The sequence below is a fragment of the Streptomyces sp. NBC_01171 genome (assembly GCF_045039805.1).
Classification (GTDB): Bacteria; Actinomycetota; Actinomycetes; order Streptomycetales; family Streptomycetaceae; genus Streptomyces.
In genome coordinates, this window is the sequence record NZ_CP108609.1 from 4,979,102 (window position 1) to 4,998,188 (window position 19,087).

Here is a 19,087-nt window from a genome sequence, read left to right on the forward strand (position 1 = left end):
CGGCCCGTACATAGGAGCCCCCGTGACCGCCGAGTCGCCCCAGCCCGCAGACGTGTCCGACGACGACAAGTCGCATGTGCCCCCGCTGACGACCCGGGTCGTCATCGCCGAGGACGAGGCGCTGATCCGGCTCGACCTCAAGGAGATGCTGGAGGAGGAAGGCTACACGGTGGTCGGTGAGGCCGGGGACGGCGAGCAGGCCGTGGAACTGGCCCGTGAGCACAAGCCGGACCTGGTCATCCTGGACGTGAAGATGCCCAAGCTGGACGGCATCTCCGCGGCCGAGAAGATCGCCGAGGAGTCCATCGCCCCGGTCCTGATGCTCACCGCCTTCTCACAGCGCGACCTCGTGGAGCGGGCCCGCGACGCCGGCGCGATGGCGTACCTGGTGAAGCCGTTCAGCAAGACCGACGTGGTCCCGGCCATCGAGATGGCCGTCTCCCGCTTCACCGAGCTGAAGCAGTTGGAGCAGGAGGTCGCCGACCTCAGCCAGCGCCTGGAGACCCGCAAGCTGGTCGACCGCGCGAAGTCGATCCTCCAGACCGAGTACGGCCTGAGCGAGCCCGCCGCGTTCCGCTGGATCCAGAAGACCTCGATGGACCGCCGCCTGTCGATGCAGCAGGTCGCGGAGGCGGTCATCTCCGACGACCAGGAGAAGAAGTCGGCCAAGAAGGGCTGACCGGCCGAGCAGGAAGAAGGCCCGCGTCCCCTGAGCCGGAGGGACGCGGGCCTTTTCGTGCCCTGCTCAGTCCTCGCCGAGGTACGCCTTGCGCACCGACTCGTCGTGCAGCAGGTCCCGCCCGGTGCCGGAGAGCACGATGCTGCCGACCTCCATGACATGCCCCTGGTCCGCGAGCGAGAGCGCCGCCTGGGCGTTCTGCTCGACCAGCAGGATCGTCGTACCGCTCGCCTTCAGCTCGGCGATCGTCGCCATGATCTTCTGCATCATGATCGGCGAGAGCCCCATGGACGGCTCGTCCAGCATGAGGAGCTGCGGCTGGGACATCAGCGCCCGCCCCATGGCGAGCATCTGCTGCTCACCGCCGGAAAGGGTGCCCGCGGCCTGCTTCCGGCGCTCCCCGAGGATGGGGAACAGGTCGTAGGCGCGCTGGATGTCCTTCTCGATGCCCGGCTTGTCGTTGCGCAGGAAGGCCCCGAGGCGCAGGTTGTCCTCGATGGTCATGCGCGGGAAGATGTGCCGGCCCTCGGGGGAGTGGGCGAGTCCGAGGGAGACCACCTGGTGGGCGGGGACCTTCTTCAGCGACCTGCCGTTGAAGCGGATCTGCCCGCCGACCGGCTTCAGCAGCCCGGACAGGGTGCGCAGCGTGGTGGTCTTGCCCGCGCCGTTGGTGCCGATGAGGGTGACGACCTGGCCGGCCTCGACCTTGAACGAGATGCCCTTGACGGCCTCGATCTTGCCGTAGGCGACCCGCAGGTCCTCGACTTCGAGCAGTGCGGTCATCGGTCGTTCTCCTTGCCGGGCGCGGTGTCCTTCGTCGTACCGGCCTGTGCCTCCGCCGCCTCGACCTCGGCGGCCTCCTCGTCGCCGGGGGCGTCCTCGAAGGGTTCGCCGAGGTACGCGGCGACGACGCGTTCGTCGCCCTGGACGGTGGCGCTGTCGCCCTCGATGAGCTTCTGGCCCTGGACGAGGACGGCGACGCGGTCGCAGAGGTTGAAGATGAAGCGCATGTCGTGCTCGATGACGAGGACGGCGATGCCCTGGTCGCGGATGGCGAAGACCAGTTCCTCGGTGGCGCGGGTCTCCTGCGGGTTCATGCCCGCGGTGGGTTCGTCGAGCAGGAGCAGGCCGGGCTCGCTGGCCAGCGCGCGGGCGATCTCCAGCTTGCGCTGCTCGCCGTAGGGGAGGTTGCGGGCGAGGTGTTCGGCCTTGGCGTCCAGGCCGACGAAGGCGAGGAGTTCCATGGCGCGGGCGCGGGAGGCGGCTTCGGCCTTGTGGAAGCCGGGGCCGCGCAGCAGGGCGGACCAGAGCCCTTCCTTGGTGCGGGTGTGGCGGCCGACGAGCACGTTCTCCAGGACGGTCATGTTGGCGAAGAGCCGGATGTTCTGGAAGGTGCGGGCGATGCCGGCCGCGGTGACCTTGAAGGACTTGGGCGGCAGGACGGTGCCCTTGTAGCGGACCTCGCCCTCGGTGGGGACGTAGAGCCCGGTGAGGCAGTTGAAGAAGGTGGTCTTGCCGGCGCCGTTGGGACCGATGAGGCCGACGATCTCGCCGCTGTTGACGGTGAGGTTCACGTCGCGGACCGCGGTGAGGCCGCCGAAGCGCATGGTGACGCCGCGGGCGTCGAGGACCGTCTCACCGGGGGTGGTGCCGGGGGCGGTTTCCTTGGTGGTGGTGTCGGTGGTCATGGTGGTCAGGCCCCTGCCTTGCTGAGGACGGCGGGCGCGGCGGCGTCTTCGTGGAACTCGAGTTGGCGGCGCCGGTTGGGGATGAGGCCCTCGGGGCGGAAGCGCATCAGCAGGACGAGCGCGACGCCGAAGGCGAAGAGCTGGTAGTCGCCCAGGAACTGCAGCTTGGCCGGGATCAGGTACAGCAGCGAGGCGCCGACGAGGGGCCCGGAGATGGTGCCCATGCCGCCGAGGACGACGGCGGCCAGCAGGAAGGCCGAGTTGGGCGGGACGACGTGGGCGAACTGGTACTGCTCCGGCGTCACGGTGTAGGTGACGTGGGCCTGGACGGAGCCGGCGAGTCCGGCGAGGCAGGCGCCGAGGGCGAAGGCGATGAGCTTGACCCGGAAGCCGTTGATGCCCATGGCGAGGGCGGCGGTCTCGTCCTCGCGGATGGCGATCCAGGCGCGGCCGATGCGGGAGTCGCTGCTGCGCCGGAAGACGACGACCACGACGAGGGTGATGAGCAGCATCAGCAGGAAGTAGTTGGCGAACCGGCCGATGGTGGTGCCGAACAGCTGGTGTTCCTGGCCGAAGTCGAAGCCGAGGATGTCGAGGTTCGGGATCGAGGAGATGCCGTTGGAGCCGTTGGTGACGTCGGGTCCGGAGGTGCCGTCCATGTTGAGGACGGTGATGCGGAAGATCTCGCCGAAGCCGAGGGTGACGATGGCGAGGTAGTCGCCGCGCAGCCGCAGGGTCGGGGCGCCGATGAGGACGCCGAAGATCATGGCGACGACCGCGCCGAGCAGGGCGGAGGCCCAGAAGGGCCAGTGCACGTGCAGCGGCGAGGAGGGCGAGCCGGAGACGAGGGCGGCGGTGTAGGCGCCGACGCCGAGGAACGCGACGTAGCCGAGGTCGAGCAGGCCGGCGAGGCCGACGACGATGTTCAGGCCGAGGGCGACGGTGGCGAAGATGAGGATGTAGACGCCGATGGTGGCGTACTGGTCGTCGGACTGGGTGAAGGGGAAGGCCGCGGCGGCGACGAACGCGCCGGTCATGGTGACGGTGCGGTGCCGCGTGGTGATCGCCGAGATCCGGGCCACGAGTCCGGCCTTGGCGAGTGCGGCGAAGCCGAAGCCGGCGGTGATGAGGAAGCCGATGAAGAGTTCGTCGTACTCGGTGCCGATGCCGTAGGTGAAGACGAGCAGGCCGAGGGCCATGACGCCGGTGATGACGAGGATCTCCGCCCAGGCGGGCAGGGTCCGGCCGGGGGCGGGGGTTTCGGCGGCGAAGGCGGCCTTGAAGTCGGCGCGCTTCTGCCGGGCGCGGTGCCGGAAGGCTTCCCAGCCGGTGTCGTCGGGGTCGGCCGGGTCGGGCTCGGGCCGTTGGAAGGGCAGCGCGAGGGCGCCGAGCAGGGCGGCCAGGGTGGCCAGCGCGACGAGGTAGCCGCCGGGTTCGAGGTTGACGACGCCGCCGAGCTTGGTGCTGATGGCGATGACGGTGTACCAGGCGGTGGCGAAGGTGCCGAGCGCGGCGAGCTTGAGGGCGCTGTCGGCGTTGCCGGGGGTGAGGAGCTTCAGGCCCTTGACGCCGTAGGAGGCGAGGCCGAGCAGGGTGGTGAGGAGTCCGCCGATGAGGACGAGGACCTGGAGGCCGCCGGGGTAGCCGTAGACGGTGAGGTCGCCGGGGAAGGCGGAGGTCCAGGTCCAGGCCAGGAAGGTGGAGACGACGGCGAGGGCGCCGCCTCCGGTGGCGAGGGCCCGGCCGACGGGGGCCGGCAGGCCGATCAGGCCGGTGGCGGTGGGGCCGCTGGTGTCCGGGGTGTCCGGGGTGCCGGGTGCGGTGGTCTGTGTGGTCATCGGTGTCACGCCCTGTCCGCGACGCGCTCGCCGAGCAGGCCCTGTGGCCTCAGCAGGAGCACGAGGATGAGGAGTACGAACGCCCAGACGTCTGCCCAGGACTGGCTGCCGAACTTGTCCATGCCGGGGATGTCGGCGATGTAGGCGGTGGACAGGGCTTCGGCGACGCCGAGGACGAGGCCGCCGAGCATGGCGCCGTAGATGTTGCCGATGCCGCCGAGGACGGCCGCGGTGAACGCCTTGAGGCCGAGGATGAAGCCCATGCGGAAGTCGATCTGGCCGTACTTGAAGCCGTAGGCGACGGAGCCGACGGCGGCGAAGGCGGCGCCGAGGGCGAACGCGATCACGATGATGCGGTCGGTGTTGACGCCCATCAGCTTGGCGGTGTCCGGGTCCTGGGCGGTGGCCTGCATGCCGCGTCCGGTGCGGGTGCGCATCACGAAGTAGGCGAGGACGGCCATGCTGAGCGGGGCGGCGGCGACGAGGAAGACGTCTCCGGTCTGGATGGTGACGTTGCCGATCTCGAAGGGTCCGCCGGGGATGCTCGGGAAGGTGCGCGCGGACTTGGCCTCGGGGTACCAGGCCCACACGGCCTGCTGGAGGGCGAGGGAGAGGCCGATGGCGGTGATCAGCGGGGCGAGCCGGGGCGCGCTGCGCAGCGGCCGGTAGGCGAATCGTTCCGCTCCGACGGCGACGGTCACGGCGACCACGATGGCGCCCACCAGCATCAGCGGCAGGGCGATCCACATGGAGGTGCCGTCGGGAAGGACGTACACGTAGACAGTGAGGGCGCCGAAGGCGCCGGTCATGAATATCTCGCCGTGGGCGAAGTTGATGAGCTGGACGATGCCATAGACCATGGTGTAGCCGATGGCGACCAGCCCGTACATGGAACCAAGTAGCAGGCCGTTGACGAGCTGCTGCGGCAGTTCGTTCACCGCATGTCCTCCGAGCGTTCGGATAAGCGACGGATGTGGCCGGAAGTGGCCGGATGCGAGTCCGCGCGGGGCGCCTCTTGAGCGCCCCGCGCGGCTCGGCTGGTGCGGGTGTGGGTCAGGAGCCGTTGTAGGTGCCGGACTCCACGGCCTTCCAGGCACCGTCCTTGACGGAGTACACCGTGAGCTGCTTGTTGGTGGCGTCGCCGTACTCGTCGAAGGAGACCTTGCCGGTCACGCCGTCGAAGGAGACGTTCTGGAGGGCGGCGGTGACCTTCGCGCGGGCGTCGGAGGGCAGCTTGCCGTCGTTGTCGTCGACGACCTTCTTGACGGCCTCGATGATCGACCAGGCGGAGTCGTAGGAGTAGCCGCCGTAGGCCGCGTAGGCCTCCTTGTAGCCCTCGGCCTTGTAGTCGGCGACGAACTGCTTGGCGGAGGGGAGCGTCTCCACCGGGGCGCCGACGGAGGTGGCGTAGTCGCCGGTGGCGGCGGGGCCGCCGAGCTTGAAGAAGGTGTCGTCCTTGATGCCGTCGCCGCCGACCAGCGGCACCTTGGCGCCGGCGGCCTTGATCTGCTTGGTGAGCGGACCGGCCTGCGGGTACTCGCCGCCGTAGTAGACGACGTCGGCGCCGGAGTTCTTCACCTTGGTGGCGACCGCGGAGAAGTCCTTGGTGTCGGGGTTGATGTGCTCGGTGCCGACGACCTTGCCGCCGAGCTTCTTGAAGGCGTCGGTGAAGGTGGCGGCGAGGCCCGCGCCGTAGGTCTTCTTGTCGTCGATGACGAAGACCTTCTTCTTCTTGGCCTTGTTGAAGACGTACTCCGCGGCGAACGGGCCCTGGATGGCGTCGGTGGTCGCCGTGCGGAAGTACGACTTGTACTGGCGCACCTTCTTCTTCTGCCAGTCCGGGCCCTGGGTGAGGCCGGGGCCCGTGTTGGCGGGGGAGACCTGGGCCAGCTTGGCGTCGTCGAGGACCTTCTGCATCGACTCGGCGACGGAGGAGTTCAGCGGACCGACCACGCCGAGGACGCCCTTGTCGGTGACGAAGGCGGTGGAGTTCTGCTGGCCGGAGGAGGGCTGGCCCTGGTCGTCCTTGGCCTCGATCTTGAAGGTGACGCCCTTGACGTACTCCTTCTTGTTCGCGGTCTTGACCGCGAGGTCCACCGAGTTCTTGATGCCGAGGCCCAGCGCGGACAGGTCGCCGGTCAGCGGGGCGTCGATGCCGATGGTGACGGTGGTGCCGCCCTTGGCGTCGGAGCCGTTGTCGCCGCTGTCGCGCGAGCCGCAGGCGGTGAGGGTGAGCGCTCCCGCGGACAGCGCGGCGGTGATGGCGATGAGCGAACGTTGACGCACGATCAGTCCTTTCCCTGGACGACCGCATCCCCATGGAAACGGTCGAGCCGCGCGCCTGGCCGAAAAGCGAATCCGGGGCGCGGTGACTGGCCGTGACTCTAAGCGTGTGTGGGGAACGTGGAGGAGAGTCTGACCAAGGCTGTGACGCTCTTGTTATGACACGAGGTAATGCAGAGCGGTACCCCCTGGGTGGAACGCCGGAATTCCGGCCGATTCGCCCTGTCCACATGCTGAGAACACGCAGCACGCGCCCTCAACTGTTCAGGCGTCTCGGGGGTTTTGGTGATGACGGCGCACTTTCGCCGCAGGCCTCCCCAAGGGCGCGGGAGAGGTATCGGGTGTAGCGCGGCCCGAGGATGAAACTCTGGGTTTGTATTGCGCGCGCATTACGCAGTGTTACTTCCAGGAAAGGCAGTGCGGCGTTTTTGGGCACCCTTCCGCATTCTGTGACACGCATGGTCACGGTGATCGCGCGGGAGGAGCCGGGTGCGGTCCGGAAGGGGGCGCGGGGCTCGGATTCGGCCGCCAGCCCGGCGTAGGGCTGGCTCACCCGGGTCACGGTGACCGGGGGTCCGGACTCCACGGCGAGCCGCACGTCGAAGGCGAGGCGGTGGGGTGCGGTGGTCCGTCCGGCCAGGAAGGTCACGGTCACCGTCTGTGCGGGAAAGGGGAGTTCAGGAGGCGGCGCGGGGCGCGGGCGGGTGGCCCAGAGGGCGCCGCCGGCCGCCGTCGCGGCGCAGGCGGTGGCCAGAATCAGTAGGGTGCGGCGGCGACGGGGGCGGGGGGCCGGGCGTGCCTCGGCGGGCTCGCGCGCCCAGGTGCCCTCGCCGGGTTCCAGCGGGCCGATGCCGGTCATCGCCGGAATCCGGGCCCGATACGAAGTGCCCCGCCCCGTCCCATGCGCCGAAAGCTACGGCGTGGGGCGGGGCGGGGCAATGGGGAGCGTCAGTCCTTCGCCGGGGTCTCGCCCGCCGGGAGGTCGCGCAGGAGGCAGGTCAGTCGGGCCGTGCAGACGCGGCGGTCGTGCTCGTCGGTGATGACGATCTCGTACGTCGCCGTGGAGCGGCCCCGGTGGACCGGGGTGGCGACGCCGGTGACCAGGCCGGAGCGGACGCCCCGGTGGTGGGTGCAGTTCAGGTCGACGCCGACGGCGACCTTGGAGCTGCCGCCGTGCAGCATCGAGCCGACCGAGCCGAGGGTTTCGGCGAGCACCGCGGAGGCACCGCCGTGCAGCAGGCCGTACGGCTGGGTGTTGCCCTCCACCGGCATGGTGCCGACCACCCGCTCCGGCGCCGCCTCGACGATCTGCACACCCATCCGCGTCCCCAGGTGACCTGCGGAGAACATGGCGGGCAGGTCCACGCCGAGCGCCGCGTACTCGTCGATGATCTCCTGCGGGAATCTCACCTGCTGCTGCTCACCCATGCCCGGCTCCGTTCTCGTGCGCCTGTCCGGCGGCTACCGACATCACTGAGCGAACGCTCAGTCGGTCGCCGATTGTTCCAGGCCCTCCGGGCGCGCCTCCAGCCGGACCACCACGGACTTGCTGGCCGGGGTGTTGCTGGTGTCGGCGGTGGCGTCCAGCGGCACCAGCACGTTGGTCTCCGGGTAGTACGAGGCGGCGCAGCCACGCGCGGTCGGGTAGTGCACCACCCGGAAACCGGGCGCCCGCCGCTCCACCCCGTCACTCCACTCGCCCACCAGATCCACGTAACTCCCGTCCGCCACGCCGAGTTCGCGGGCGTCCTCGGGGTGGACCAGCACCACGCGGCGGCCGTGGGTGATGCCCCGGTAGCGGTCGTCCAGGCCGTAGATCGTGGTGTTGTACTGGTCGTGCGAGCGCAGCGTCTGGAGCAGCAGCCGGCCCTCGGGCAGCTCCGGGTGCTCCACCGGCGCGGCGGTGAAGTTGGCCTTGCCGGTGGCGGTGGGGAAGCGGCGCTCGTCGCGCGGGGCGTGCGGCAGGGTGAAGCCGCCGGGGCGGGCGACGCGGGCGTTGAAGTCCTCGAAGCCGGGGACCACCCGCGCGATGCGGTCGCGGATCGCCGCGTAGTCCCGCTCGAACTCCTCCCACGGCACCGTGCTGTCCGGCAGCACCCGCCGGGCCAGCCGGGCCACGATGGCGGGCTCGGACAGCAGGTGGGTGCTCGCGGGCGCCAGCCGGCCGCGCGAGGCGTGCACCATGCCCATGGAGTCCTCGACGGTGACGAACTGCTCGCCCCCGCCCTGGACGTCGCGCTCGGTGCGGCCGAGCGTCGGCAGGATCAGCGCGCGGGCGCCGGTGACCACGTGCGAGCGGTTGAGCTTGGTCGACACGTGCACGGTCAGCCGGGCCCGCCGCATGGCCGCCTCGGTCACCTCGGTGTCGGGGGAGGCGGAGACGAAGTTGCCGCCCATGGCGAAGAACACCTTCGCCTCGCCGTCCCGCAGCGCGCGGATGGCCCGTACGACGTCGAAGCCGTGCTCGCGCGGCGGGGCGAAGCCGAACTCCCGCTCCAGCGCGTCCAGGAAGGCGGGCGCGGGGCGCTCGAAGATGCCCATCGTGCGGTCGCCCTGCACATTGGAGTGGCCGCGCACCGGGCACACCCCGGCGCCGGGACGGCCGATGTCGCCGCGCAGGAGGAGGAAGTTGACCACCTCGCGGATGGTCGGTACCGAGTGCTTGTGCTGGGTGAGGCCCATGGCCCAGCAGACGATGGTCCGCTTCGAGGCCAGCACCATCTCCAGGGCACGCTCGATCTCCGCGCGGGCAAGACCGGTCGCGGCCAGCGTCTCGTCCCAGTCGGCCTTGGCCGCCGCCTCGGCGAACTCCTCGTAGCCGTGGGTGTGTTCGCGGACGAACTCCTCGTCGACCGCGCCGTCCGTCTCCAGGATCAGCTTGTTCAGCAGCCGGAAGAGGGCCTGGTCGCCGCCGATGCGGATCTGGAGGAACAGGTCGGTGAGCGCGGCGCCCTTGAGCATGCCCTGCGGGGTCTGCGGGTTCTTGAACCGCTCCAGGCCGGCCTCGGGGAGCGGGTTGACGCTGATGATCCGCGCGCCGGCCGCCTTGGCCTTCTCCAGCGCCGAGAGCATGCGCGGATGGTTGGTGCCCGGGTTCTGCCCGGCGACGATGATCAGATCGGCCCGGTACAGGTCCTCCAGCAGGACGCTGCCCTTGCCGATGCCGATCGTCTCCGAGAGCGCCGAACCCGACGACTCGTGGCACATGTTGGAGCAGTCGGGCAGGTTGTTGGTGCCCAGCTCACGGGCGAAGAGCTGGTACAGGAACGCCGCTTCGTTGCTGGTGCGCCCCGAGGTGTAGAAGACGGCCTCGTCCGGCGAGCCGAGGGCCGCGATCTCCTCCGCGACGATGTCGAAGGCACGCTCCCAGGTGACCGGCTCGTAGCGGTCGGCGCCCTCGGGCAGGTACATGGGGTGCGTGAGGCGGCCCTGCTGGCCCAGCCAGTAGCCGCTGCGCCCGGCGAGGTCGGCCACCGGGTGCGCGGCGAAGAACTCCGGGGTGACCCGGCGCAGCGTGGCCTCCTCGGCCACCGCCTTGGCGCCGTTCTCGCAGAACTCCGCCATGTGCCGGTGCTCCGGCTCGGGCCAGGCGCAGCCGGGGCAGTCGAAGCCGTCCTTCTGGTTCACCCGCAGCAGGGTCAGCGCGGTGCGCCGCACCCCCATCTGCTGCTGCGCGATCTTCAGGGAGTGCCCCACCGCGGGCAGTCCCGCCGCCGCGTGCTTCGGCTCCCCTGTCCGCGGCGCGTCCTGCACCGGATCACCCTTGGGCGGCTTCGTCGCCATCGCCCGCTCCCCTTCGATCGTCTTTCTCACATCCGGGGTCCCCCGGCCCCACCGACAAGCATGCCCCGCGAGTGCCCGCAGCGGGAGCCCTGTGGACAGTGGGCGATCTTCCGGCGGAACGGTTCGCGGACCCGGCTGTCAGTGCGGCGTGGCAGGATCGGGGGCGTGGCAGAGACAGCATCGAAGAAGACCGACACCCCTCCCGGCGGCCGACCCCGCCTGATGCTCATGGACGGGCACTCACTGGCGTACCGCGCGTTCTTCGCGCTGCCCGCGGAGAACTTCACCACCGCGACGGGCCAGCCGACGAACGCGATCTACGGCTTCGCCTCGATGCTGGCCAACACCCTGCGTGACGAGGCGCCCACGCACTTCGCGGTCGCCTTCGACGTGTCCCGCAAGACCTGGCGCTCCGAGCGGTTCACCGAGTACAAGGCGAACCGCTCCAAGACGCCTGACGAGTTCAAGGGCCAGGTCGAGCTGATCGGCGAGCTGCTGGACGCGATGCACGCGCCCCGCTTCGCCGTGGACGGCTTCGAGGCGGACGACGTGATCGCCACCCTCGCCACCCAGGCCGAGGCCGAGGGCTTCGAGGTGCTGATCGTCACCGGCGACCGGGACTCCTTCCAGTTGGTCAGCGAGCACACCACCGTGCTCTACCCGACCAAGGGCGTCTCGGAGCTGACCCGGTTCACGCCGGAGAAGGTTTTCGAGAAGTACGGGTTGACGCCCGCGCAGTACCCCGACTTCGCAGCCCTGCGCGGCGACCCGTCCGACAACCTGCCCGGCATCCCCGGCGTCGGTGAGAAGACCGCCGCGAAGTGGATCAACCAGTTCGGCTCGTTCACGGAGCTGGTCGAGCGGGTCGAGGAGGTCAAGGGCAAGGCCGGGCAGAACCTCCGCGACCACCTGGAGTCGGTCAAGCTCAACCGCGTGCTGACCGAGCTGGAGCGCCAGGTCGAGCTGCCGAAGACGGTCGCGGACCTGGGCCGTGAGCCGTACGACCGCAAGACCGTGGCGGCCTTCCTGGACACCCTGGAGATCCGCAACCCCTCGCTGCGCGAGCGGCTCTTCGCGGTCGACCCCGGCGCCGAGGAGGCCGAGGCCACCCCGGTCGTGGCGGACGGCGTCGAGGTGGACGGCACGGTCCTGGGCACCGGCGAGCTGACCGGCTGGCTGGCCGAGCACGGCGCCGGGCCGCTGGGCGTGGCCACGGTCGACACCTGGGCGCTGGGCTCCGGCTCGGTCGCCGAGGTCGCCCTCGCCACCGCCGGGGGAGCGGCCGCCTGGTTCGACCCCGCCGAGCTGGACGAGGCCGACGAGCGGGCGTTCGCCGACTGGCTGGCCGACCCCGCGCGGCCCAAGGTGCTGCACAACGCCAAGGGCGCCATGCGGGTGCTGGCCGAGCACGGCTGGCAGGTGGAGGGCGTGTCCATGGACACCGCGCTCGCCGCCTACCTGGTCAAGCCCGGCCGCCGCTCCTTCGACCTGGACGCGCTCTCGCTGGAGTACCTGCACCGCGAGCTGGCCCCGGCCGCCGCGGCCGACGGTCAGCTCGCCTTCGGCGGGGACGACGGCGCCGAGGCCGAGGCCCTGATGATCAAGGCCCGCGCCATCCTGGACCTGGGCGAGGCGCTGGAGACCCGGCTCGCCGAGGTCGGCGCCGCCGAGCTGCTGCGGGACATGGAGCTGCCCACCTCCGCCCTGCTCGCCCGCATGGAGCGGCACGGCATCGCGGCCGACCGCCCGCACCTGGAGACCATGGAGCAGACCTTCGCGGGCGCCGTGCAGCAGGCCGTGAAGGAGGCGCACGCCGCCGCCGGCCACGAGTTCAACCTCGGCTCGCCCAAGCAGCTCCAGGAGGTCCTCTTCGGCGAGCTGGCGCTGCCCAAGACCAAGAAGACCAAGACCGGGTACACCACCGACGCCGACGCCCTGGCGTGGCTCGCCGCGCAGACCGACAACGAACTGCCGGTGATCATGCTGCGCCACCGGGAGCAGGCCAAGCTGCGCGTCACGGTCGAGGGCCTGATCAAGACCATCGCCGCCGACGGCCGCATCCACACCACCTTCAACCAGACGGTGGCGGCGACCGGCCGGCTGTCCTCCACGGACCCCAACCTCCAGAACATCCCGGTCCGCACCGACGAGGGCCGCGCGATCCGCCGGGGCTTCGTGGTCGGCGAGGGCTTCGAGACCCTGATGACGGCCGACTACAGCCAGATCGAGCTGCGCGTCATGGCCCATCTCTCCGAGGACGCCGGGCTGATCGAGGCGTTCACCTCCGGCGAGGACCTGCACACCACGGTCGCCTCCCAGGTGTTCTCGGTCGGGCGGGACGCGGTGGACGCGGAGATGCGCCGCAAGATCAAGGCCATGTCGTACGGCCTCGCCTACGGCCTGTCCGCCTTCGGCCTCTCCCAGCAGCTCAACATCGACGCCGGCGAGGCCCGCGCGCTGATGGACACCTACTTCGAGCGGTTCGGCGGGGTACGGGACTATCTGCGCCGCGCGGTCGACGAGGCACGGGCGACGGGCTACACGGCGACCCTCTTCGGCCGCCGCCGCTACCTGCCCGACCTCAACAGCGACAACCGCCAGCGCCGCGAGGCCGCCGAGCGGATGGCGTTGAACGCCCCGATCCAGGGCACCGCCGCCGACATCGTCAAGATCGCGATGCTCAACGTGGACCGGGCGCTGCGCGAGGCGGAGCTGAAGTCCCGCATGCTGCTCCAGGTCCACGACGAAATCGTGCTGGAGATCGCCTCCGGCGAACGCGCGGCCGCCGAGGAGATCGTCCGCCGCGAGATGGCGAACGCCGTCAGCCTGCGGGCACCGCTGGACGTCTCCGTGGGCGTCGGCCCGGACTGGGAGTCGGCGGCGCACTGAGCCACCGGAGACCCCGCGAGGAGCCGCCCTCCTCGCGGGGTTTCACTCACGTGGCCCCCGCCAGAACGCAGCCCCCGCCCGCCACCGGCAAGACTGCGGGCATGGGTATACGCCTGCTTCACCGCCTGAGGCCCGCCCCGCGGCACGGCAGTACGGAGCGTACGGACACCGGCCCGGCGCCGGAGGCGTCCGGGACGGCCGTGCCCGTCGTCGCGGCCGGTGCCAGCGCCGCCCGCCACCCCGCGAACCCGCTGACCCGCGTCCGCCGGGCGGACGCCGTCACCCGCCGGGCCCTGGCCGCCGGGGCCCAGCGCCTCCCCGACTGGCGAGCCTGGGCCGACCTCGCGCGCGGCTACCTCGCGCTGCTGCTGACCCACCTGCCGAAGGCACGCCCCCGGCACACGCTCACCGTCTTCGTGGCCTCCCTCACCGACCGCCCCGCTCCCGCCATCCCGCGCCGACCGCCGCAGCCCGTGGCACCGGGTCCCCGGCCGGGACGGAAGCGGGCGTAGCACTGCGGGGCCGCCACACCCGTACCGCGCCCGCGTACAGCACCACCCCGAGCAGCAGGCCCGCGCCCGCGCCGAAGCAGACCGTGGGCACCAGTTCCCAGGGCCGGGCGACCGCGCCCCAGTACGCCCACCAGCGCACCGCCCGCACCGCCGCCGCGACCAGCGCGCAGCCGCCCAGCAGGGCCACGGCCCAGCACCGGTCCCGTACGGAGAGCAGCGGCACGCCCACCGGCTCCCCGGCCGGGGCCGCCCGGACCGCCCGCAGCAGGAAGACGGTGATCGCCACGGCGGCCAGTGCCGAGGTGCCGTACTGGAGCCACTGGAAGAGGGGAATTCCGGCCATGGTGCGGGCGAGCACCGGGACCAGTTCGGTGCCCCAGCGGTCGTGGTGGGTGAAGGCGTCCCAGACCACGTGGGTGAGCCCGCCGAGCACCGCCGAGACGTACCACCACAGCGCCAGCCCGGCCCGGACCCGCGCGCGGGGCGCCCCGCAGCGCAACAGGGCGGCGGGCCTCGGCTGCCAGGGCCGGGGCAGCAGCGCCGCCAGCGGCTCGCGCACCAGCAGCCAGAGCGCCACCAGCGCCCACGAGATCAGCACGTCCACGGTGAGCACACCGGTGAGGGAGTGCGTGACCGTCCCGAACTCCATCGCCTCCGGGCGGACGCTGGCCGCGTAATAGGTCAGGTCCGGCGCGAAGGAGCCCGCGACGAGCACCGACGGCACCAGGGGCCCCCGCCCGGTCCCGTCCCGGCGGACGGCGGGCAGTACGGCCGCGGCATGGCTGAGTGTGAACGGCAACGGGTCCTCCCGGAACGGCCGGCGCGAGCCGCGCCGGTGATCGCGCGCCCAGTATGCGTGATCCGCCCTCACCGGCCTTGCGGGCGACGGGAGTCGGCCAAGTCCGGAAAACGCGGGCGCCACGGTGCCACGGGTCAAGGGAGTTGACGTAGGGTCGGCCGGGGCGCATCTGTCGTGCACACGGTCAGGTGACCCACCACACAGACCTCAGTGCGGCACACCGGGCAACCGCGGTACCGGCTCGGCCGTCACACCTTCAGTCGGGACAGGCGCAGACGGACGCCGAGGGCGTCCACGGGAGGGGTTCACTCTATGGCGGCGCACAAGGGCAGGCGGCTGCGCAAGGGAGCGGCGACGACCGCGGCGGCCGCCTTGGCGGTGGCGGCACTCTCCGCGTCACAGGCACCGGGAGCGACCGGCGCCCCCGACCCCCTCCAGACCAGCGCGGGCCGGAGCACCCCCGTGCCGGAGGTGTCGGCGGACGGCAACGCCACCGGCAACTCCCCGTACTACACGGACCTTCCGCCGCTCAACAGTCCCGTCCCGAGCCCGTCCTCGACGATCGGCACGCCCGTCTCGCGGGGTGAGGGCGAGGCGGGCATCCCCGCGACCGTCCTGGACGCCTACCAGAAGGCCGAGGCCGAACTCCGCGCCTCCAAGCCCGGCTGCAACCTGCCCTGGCAACTCCTCGCCGCCATCGGCAAGGTGGAGTCCGGCCAGGCCAGAGGTGGCCGCGTGCGGGCCGACGGCACCACGATCAGCCCGATCATCGGCCCCCAGCTCGACGGCAACGGCTTCGCCCTCATCAAGGACACCGACCACGGCGCCTACGACGGCAACAGCTCCTACGACCAGGCCATCGGCCCCATGCAGTTCATCCCGTCCACCTGGGCGTGGGCGGGCCGCGACGGCAACGGCGACGGCAAGGCCGACCCGAACAACGTCTACGACGCCGCCCTCGCCGCGGGCCACTATCTGTGCCGCAACGGCTGGGACCTCTCCACGGAACGCGACCTGCACCGCGCGATCCTCAGCTACAACAACTCCACCGACTACCTCGACCTCGTGCTGAGCTGGGTGGATTACTACCGCAAGGGCACCCACTCCGTCCCGGACGGCTCCGGCGGCGTACCCACGCACCGCAGCGACGACGACCTGCCGCGCACGAGCATGCCCGCCGCTCCGCACGCGGCCGAGCCGAAGCCCTCGAAGCCCTCGAAGCCCGCCAAGCCCTCGAAGCCGGCGAACCCGCACACGGGCAAGCCCAGTCCGGACCCCACCACGCCCGGCAGCCCCTCGCCCGAGCCGACCCCGCCGGCCGGGACGCCCACCCCGTCCGACACGGTGGACCACCTCGTCTCCCCCGACCTGGACGGCACCGAGCTGACCGCCACGGCCGGGGACGCCTTCGAGCGGCGGATCGGCGCCCGCGCGGTGACCAAGGACGGCAAGTCCGTGGCCAAGGTCCGGGTGCGGTTCACCATCAGCGGCGACACCGGCGCCACCTTCACCGGCGGCGAGCGGGTGGCCACCATCGCCACCGACGCCAAGGGCATCGCGCTCGCCCCGCAGCTCCTCGCGGGCGAGAAGGCCGGCACCTTCAAGATCACCAGCGTGGTGGTCGGGCATGCGGCCAAGGGCGTCGGCTACACGGCCACCGTCACCCCGCGCCCCGCCGACAAGCTGGTCCGCACCTCCGACACCGCGCTGACCTGCACTCCGGGCGGCGAGTTCGCCGGGCAGGTCCAGGTGAAGGCGACGTACAAGGGCGCTCCGGCGGCCAAGGTCGGCGCCACCGCCACCCTGATCAAGTCCGCGGCCAACCCCACCGCGAACATCGCCGGGCCCTACTTCAAGGACGCGAACGGGCAGCCCGTTCGCACCCTCACCGGGCTCACGACGGACGCGGACGGCCTGGTCACGCTGCCCAAGCTGTACGCGGACCTCTTCAGCGGCACCTACCTGCTCCGCGTCACCACGCCGGGCGGCGGGAGCGTCACCGTCGAGCTGAAGGTGTCGGTCGCGACGAGCGCCTCCGCGAGCGCGTCGCCGAGCCCCTCGGCCAGCTCCTGAGGTCCTTCACCGCCTGAGCCGGGCCGTCGTGTGACGGGTCGGCTCGGCGGTGGCCGGGTCCTCGGGCCAGGGGTGCTTCGGATACCGCCCGCGCAGCTCGGCCCGGACCGCCCGGTAGCCGTCCCGCCAGAACGAGGCGAGGTCCGCCGTCACGGCGGCGGGCCGCCCGGCGGGCGACAGCAGATGCACCAGCAGCGGCACCCCGGCCACCTCCGGGGTCTGCCGCAGCCCGAACATCTCCTGCAACTTCACGGCCAGCACCGGCCGTTCGGGGTCCGCGTAGTCGACCCGCACCCGTGACCCGCTCGGTACGGCGACCCGCTCCGGCGCCAGCTCGTCCAGCCGGGCCGCCTCCCCGCCCGCCCACGGCAACAGCCGCGTAAGCGCCTGCCCCGCGTCGATCCGCCCCAGGTCCGCCCGGCGCCGGGCCCGCCCCAACTCCGGCTCCAGCCAGTCGTCCACGTGGTCCAGCAGCGCCTCCTCCGACACGTCCGGCCACGGCTCCCCGAGCCGCGCCCGCAGGAACGCCAGCCGCTGCCGCAGGAGTTGAGCGTGCTCGGTCCACCGCAGCAGCCTCAGCCCCTCCCGCTCCAGCCCGTCGACCAGGGCGGCCCGCACCAGCTCGGGGCCGGGCTGTGCGAGGGGCCGTACGGCCAGCTCGACAGCCCCCAGCCGCTCGACCCGCCGGGCCACGACCTCCCCGTCGGCCCAGCGCACCTCCTCCCGCTCCTCCAGCAACGAGGCGGCAGCCGCCCGAGCGACGTCCTCCCGCACAGCAGCCCCCAGCCGCACCCGCCCATGCCCCTTCCCCACCGGCCGATCCGCCACGGCCACGACGATCCAGGGCGCCCCCCGCAACGCCGACCCCTCCGCCAACTCGACCCGAGTCCCGGACACCGTCAGATACGACCCCCCGTCCAGCCGGGCGACCCGCTCGGGAAAGGCGAGAGCGGCGACCTGACCGACGGCGGCTTCGTCGCTCGGCGCGGGCCGTGTCTCCTCCTCCACCCTCTCCACGCCCCTGGGACCACCGGTGTCGTCCAGCCCCGCCGCCCCGCGCAGCCGCCGCACCTCCGCCGCCCACCGCCCCGCGTACGCGTCGCCGCCCCGGCGGGCCCGGCGCAGGGCTCCCGCCAGGTCGTCGCCGTACTCGCGCGGTACCTCCTCCGAGAGGAGGGCGACTGTCTCGGCGGCGGGGGCGGGGGAGTCGAGGAGGGCTCGGCCGAGGCGGGGGTGGAGGCCCAGCCGGGAGAGGCGGGTGCCCCGGGGGGTGGCTCGGCCGGTGGGGTCGACCGCGCCGACTGCCGTCAGGACGTCCCGTGCCGCCGCCATCGCCCCGGCGGGCGGCGCGTCCAGCAGGGCCAGGCCCCTGGCGTCCGGGTCGCCCCAGCAGGACGCCTGGAGGGCGAAGGCGGTCAGATCGGCGACCTTGATCTCCGGGGCCGGGAAGGCGGGGAGGCGGGTGTCCTCGGCGCGGTCCCAGCAGCGGTAGACCACGCCGGGTGCCTCGCGCCCGGCCCGGCCCGCGCGCTGGGCGCCGGCCGCGCGGGACGCCCGTACCGTCGCCAGGCCGCTCAGGCCCCTCGCGTGGTCCACGCGGGGTTCTCGCGCCAGCCCCGAGTCGACGACGACCCGGACGCCCGGCACGGTGAGGGAGGACTCGGCCACGGAGGTCGCCAGGACCACCCGGCGCCGTTCGCCGGGGGAGAGCACCGCGTCCTGCACGGAGGCGGGGGCGCGTCCGTGCACCTGGAGCACGTCGACACCCGCAAGCTGCCCCAACTGCCCGGCCACGCGGGCGATCTCCCCCACGCCGGGCAGGAAGCACAGCACGTCACCGGACTGCTCGGCGAGAGCCCGCCGTACGACCGAGGCCACGTGCGCGAGGAGCGCCGGGTCCACCCGCATCCCGTGCGGTGGCCGTACCGGACGCGCGGGCGGCGCCCAGACCACGTCCACGGGGTACGACACCCCGGCCGCCTCCACCACCGGCGCCCCGCCGAGCAGCCGGGCCCAGCCCTGCGCGTCGGTGGTCGCGGAGGCCGCCACCAGGCGGAGGTCGGGCCGGAGGGTCCCCCGTACGTCCCACAGGAAGGCGGCGGCCGTGTCCGCGTCCAGATGCCGCTCGTGGCACTCGTCGAGCACCACCACATCGATACCGGCCAGCTCCGGGTCCCGCTGGAGCCGCTGGAGGAGGACACCGGTGGTCACGACCTCCACGCGGGTGTGGCGCCCCACCACACGTTCGCCGCGAACGGTGTGGCCGACGCTGACCCCCGGCTTCTCGCCCAGCAGCCACGCCATCCGCCGGGCAGCGGCCCGCGCGGCGATCCGGCGGGGCTCGGCCACCACGACCCGCCGCGCCGGACCCCCGCCGACCAGCCCCGCCAGCACCAGCGGCACGAGCGTCGTCTTGCCGGTACCGGGCGGCGCCACCAGCACGGCGGTGCCCTCCCCCTCCAGCGCGGCGGTCAGGTCGGGCAGGGCGGAGCGCACGGGCAGCGCGGCGAGGGCGTCGTCACGGATCACGCCCCCAGTGTCGT

General features: G+C 72.2%; 14 protein-coding genes. 4 read left to right on the top strand and 10 right to left on the bottom strand.

From position 1 onward, the window contains the following. Positions 1-22 precede the first annotated feature (22 nt). Positions 23-679, top strand: coding sequence for an ANTAR domain-containing response regulator (locus OG448_RS22930; RefSeq protein ID WP_381101196.1), 657 nt, complete (start codon positions 23-25; stop codon positions 677-679). A gap of 66 nt (positions 680-745) precedes the next feature. Here OG448_RS22930 and OG448_RS22935 read toward each other — a convergent pair whose 3' ends face one another. The 8 genes from OG448_RS22935 to OG448_RS22970 form a co-directional block, all read right to left on the bottom strand. Continuing rightward, on the bottom strand, positions 746-1,462 hold the full coding sequence (locus OG448_RS22935) for an ABC transporter ATP-binding protein (protein ID WP_030809916.1): 717 nt from the start codon (positions 1,460-1,462) through the stop codon (positions 746-748). Further along, complete coding sequence (locus OG448_RS22940) at positions 1,459-2,367, bottom strand: ABC transporter ATP-binding protein (RefSeq protein WP_405556469.1); 909 nt, start codon at positions 2,365-2,367, stop codon at positions 1,459-1,461. Before OG448_RS22940 ends, OG448_RS22935 begins: the two co-directional genes overlap by 4 nt. 5 nt (positions 2,368-2,372) lie before the next feature. Further along, a complete protein-coding gene (locus tag OG448_RS22945) occupies positions 2,373-4,205 on the bottom strand; it encodes a branched-chain amino acid ABC transporter permease (protein ID WP_405556471.1) in 1,833 nt (610 codons plus the stop codon). A 5-nt stretch (positions 4,206-4,210) separates the two neighbouring features. Next, on the bottom strand, positions 4,211-5,143 hold the full coding sequence (locus OG448_RS22950; RefSeq protein ID WP_030809907.1) for a branched-chain amino acid ABC transporter permease: 933 nt from the start codon (positions 5,141-5,143) through the stop codon (positions 4,211-4,213). A gap of 115 nt (positions 5,144-5,258) precedes the next feature. Further along, positions 5,259-6,491 (bottom strand): branched-chain amino acid ABC transporter substrate-binding protein, encoded by a 1,233-nt coding sequence (locus OG448_RS22955; RefSeq protein ID WP_405556472.1) that lies wholly within the window; start codon positions 6,489-6,491, stop codon positions 5,259-5,261. A 253-nt stretch (positions 6,492-6,744) separates the two neighbouring features. After that, positions 6,745-7,347 carry a Tat pathway signal sequence domain protein gene (locus OG448_RS22960; protein ID WP_405556474.1) on the bottom strand — a complete coding sequence of 201 codons (603 nt, stop codon included), beginning with the start codon at positions 7,345-7,347 and terminating at the stop codon, positions 6,745-6,747. A gap of 89 nt (positions 7,348-7,436) precedes the next feature. Further along, positions 7,437-7,916 carry a PaaI family thioesterase gene (locus OG448_RS22965; RefSeq protein ID WP_405556476.1) on the bottom strand — a complete coding sequence of 160 codons (480 nt, stop codon included), beginning with the start codon at positions 7,914-7,916 and terminating at the stop codon, positions 7,437-7,439. Positions 7,917-7,973: 57 nt separating this feature from the next. Beyond that, positions 7,974-10,271, bottom strand: coding sequence for an FdhF/YdeP family oxidoreductase (locus OG448_RS22970; protein ID WP_405556478.1), 2,298 nt, complete (start codon positions 10,269-10,271; stop codon positions 7,974-7,976). A 165-nt stretch (positions 10,272-10,436) separates the two neighbouring features. Between OG448_RS22970 and polA the strand changes: the two genes are divergently transcribed. Continuing rightward, positions 10,437-13,160 (top strand): DNA polymerase I, encoded by a 2,724-nt coding sequence (gene polA, locus OG448_RS22975; RefSeq protein WP_405556480.1) that lies wholly within the window; start codon positions 10,437-10,439, stop codon positions 13,158-13,160. A gap of 101 nt (positions 13,161-13,261) precedes the next feature. Beyond that, positions 13,262-13,672, top strand: coding sequence for a hypothetical protein (locus tag OG448_RS22980; protein ID WP_405556482.1), 411 nt, complete (start codon positions 13,262-13,264; stop codon positions 13,670-13,672). Here the strand turns inward: OG448_RS22980 and OG448_RS22985 are convergent. Beyond that, positions 13,587-14,471, bottom strand: coding sequence for a DUF4184 family protein (locus OG448_RS22985; RefSeq protein WP_405556484.1), 885 nt, complete (start codon positions 14,469-14,471; stop codon positions 13,587-13,589). The two genes, OG448_RS22980 and OG448_RS22985, sit on opposite strands and share 86 nt — an antisense overlap. 312 nt (positions 14,472-14,783) lie before the next feature. Here OG448_RS22985 and OG448_RS22990 point away from each other — a divergent pair, with 312 nt between their 5' ends. Then, complete coding sequence (locus OG448_RS22990) at positions 14,784-16,544, top strand: lytic murein transglycosylase (protein WP_405556486.1); 1,761 nt, start codon at positions 14,784-14,786, stop codon at positions 16,542-16,544. 6 nt (positions 16,545-16,550) lie between these two features. Here the strand turns inward: OG448_RS22990 and hrpB are convergent, their stop codons facing one another. After that, complete coding sequence (gene hrpB, locus OG448_RS22995; protein ID WP_405556488.1) at positions 16,551-19,073, bottom strand: ATP-dependent helicase HrpB; 2,523 nt, start codon at positions 19,071-19,073, stop codon at positions 16,551-16,553. Positions 19,074-19,087: the final 14 nt, after the last annotated feature.

Bases quoted from the DNA above. Each gene is read 5' to 3' on its own strand.
- OG448_RS22935 (WP_030809916.1), bottom strand. From the start codon at position 1,462: ATGACCGCACTGCTCGAAGTCGAGGACCTGCGGGTCGCCTACGGCAAG.
- OG448_RS22940 (WP_405556469.1), bottom strand. From the start codon at position 2,367: ATGACCACCGACACCACCACCAAGGAAACCGCCCCCGGCACCACCCCC.
- OG448_RS22945 (WP_405556471.1), bottom strand. From the start codon at position 4,205: ATGACCACACAGACCACCGCACCCGGCACCCCGGACACCCCGGACACC.
- OG448_RS22960 (WP_405556474.1), bottom strand. From the start codon at position 7,347: ATGACCGGCATCGGCCCGCTGGAACCCGGCGAGGGCACCTGGGCGCGC.
- OG448_RS22965 (WP_405556476.1), bottom strand. From the start codon at position 7,916: ATGGGTGAGCAGCAGCAGGTGAGATTCCCGCAGGAGATCATCGACGAG.
- OG448_RS22970 (WP_405556478.1), bottom strand. From the start codon at position 10,271: ATGGCGACGAAGCCGCCCAAGGGTGATCCGGTGCAGGACGCGCCGCGG.
- OG448_RS22980 (WP_405556482.1), top strand. From the start codon at position 13,262: ATGGGTATACGCCTGCTTCACCGCCTGAGGCCCGCCCCGCGGCACGGC.
- OG448_RS22990 (WP_405556486.1), top strand. From the start codon at position 14,784: ATGGCGGCGCACAAGGGCAGGCGGCTGCGCAAGGGAGCGGCGACGACC.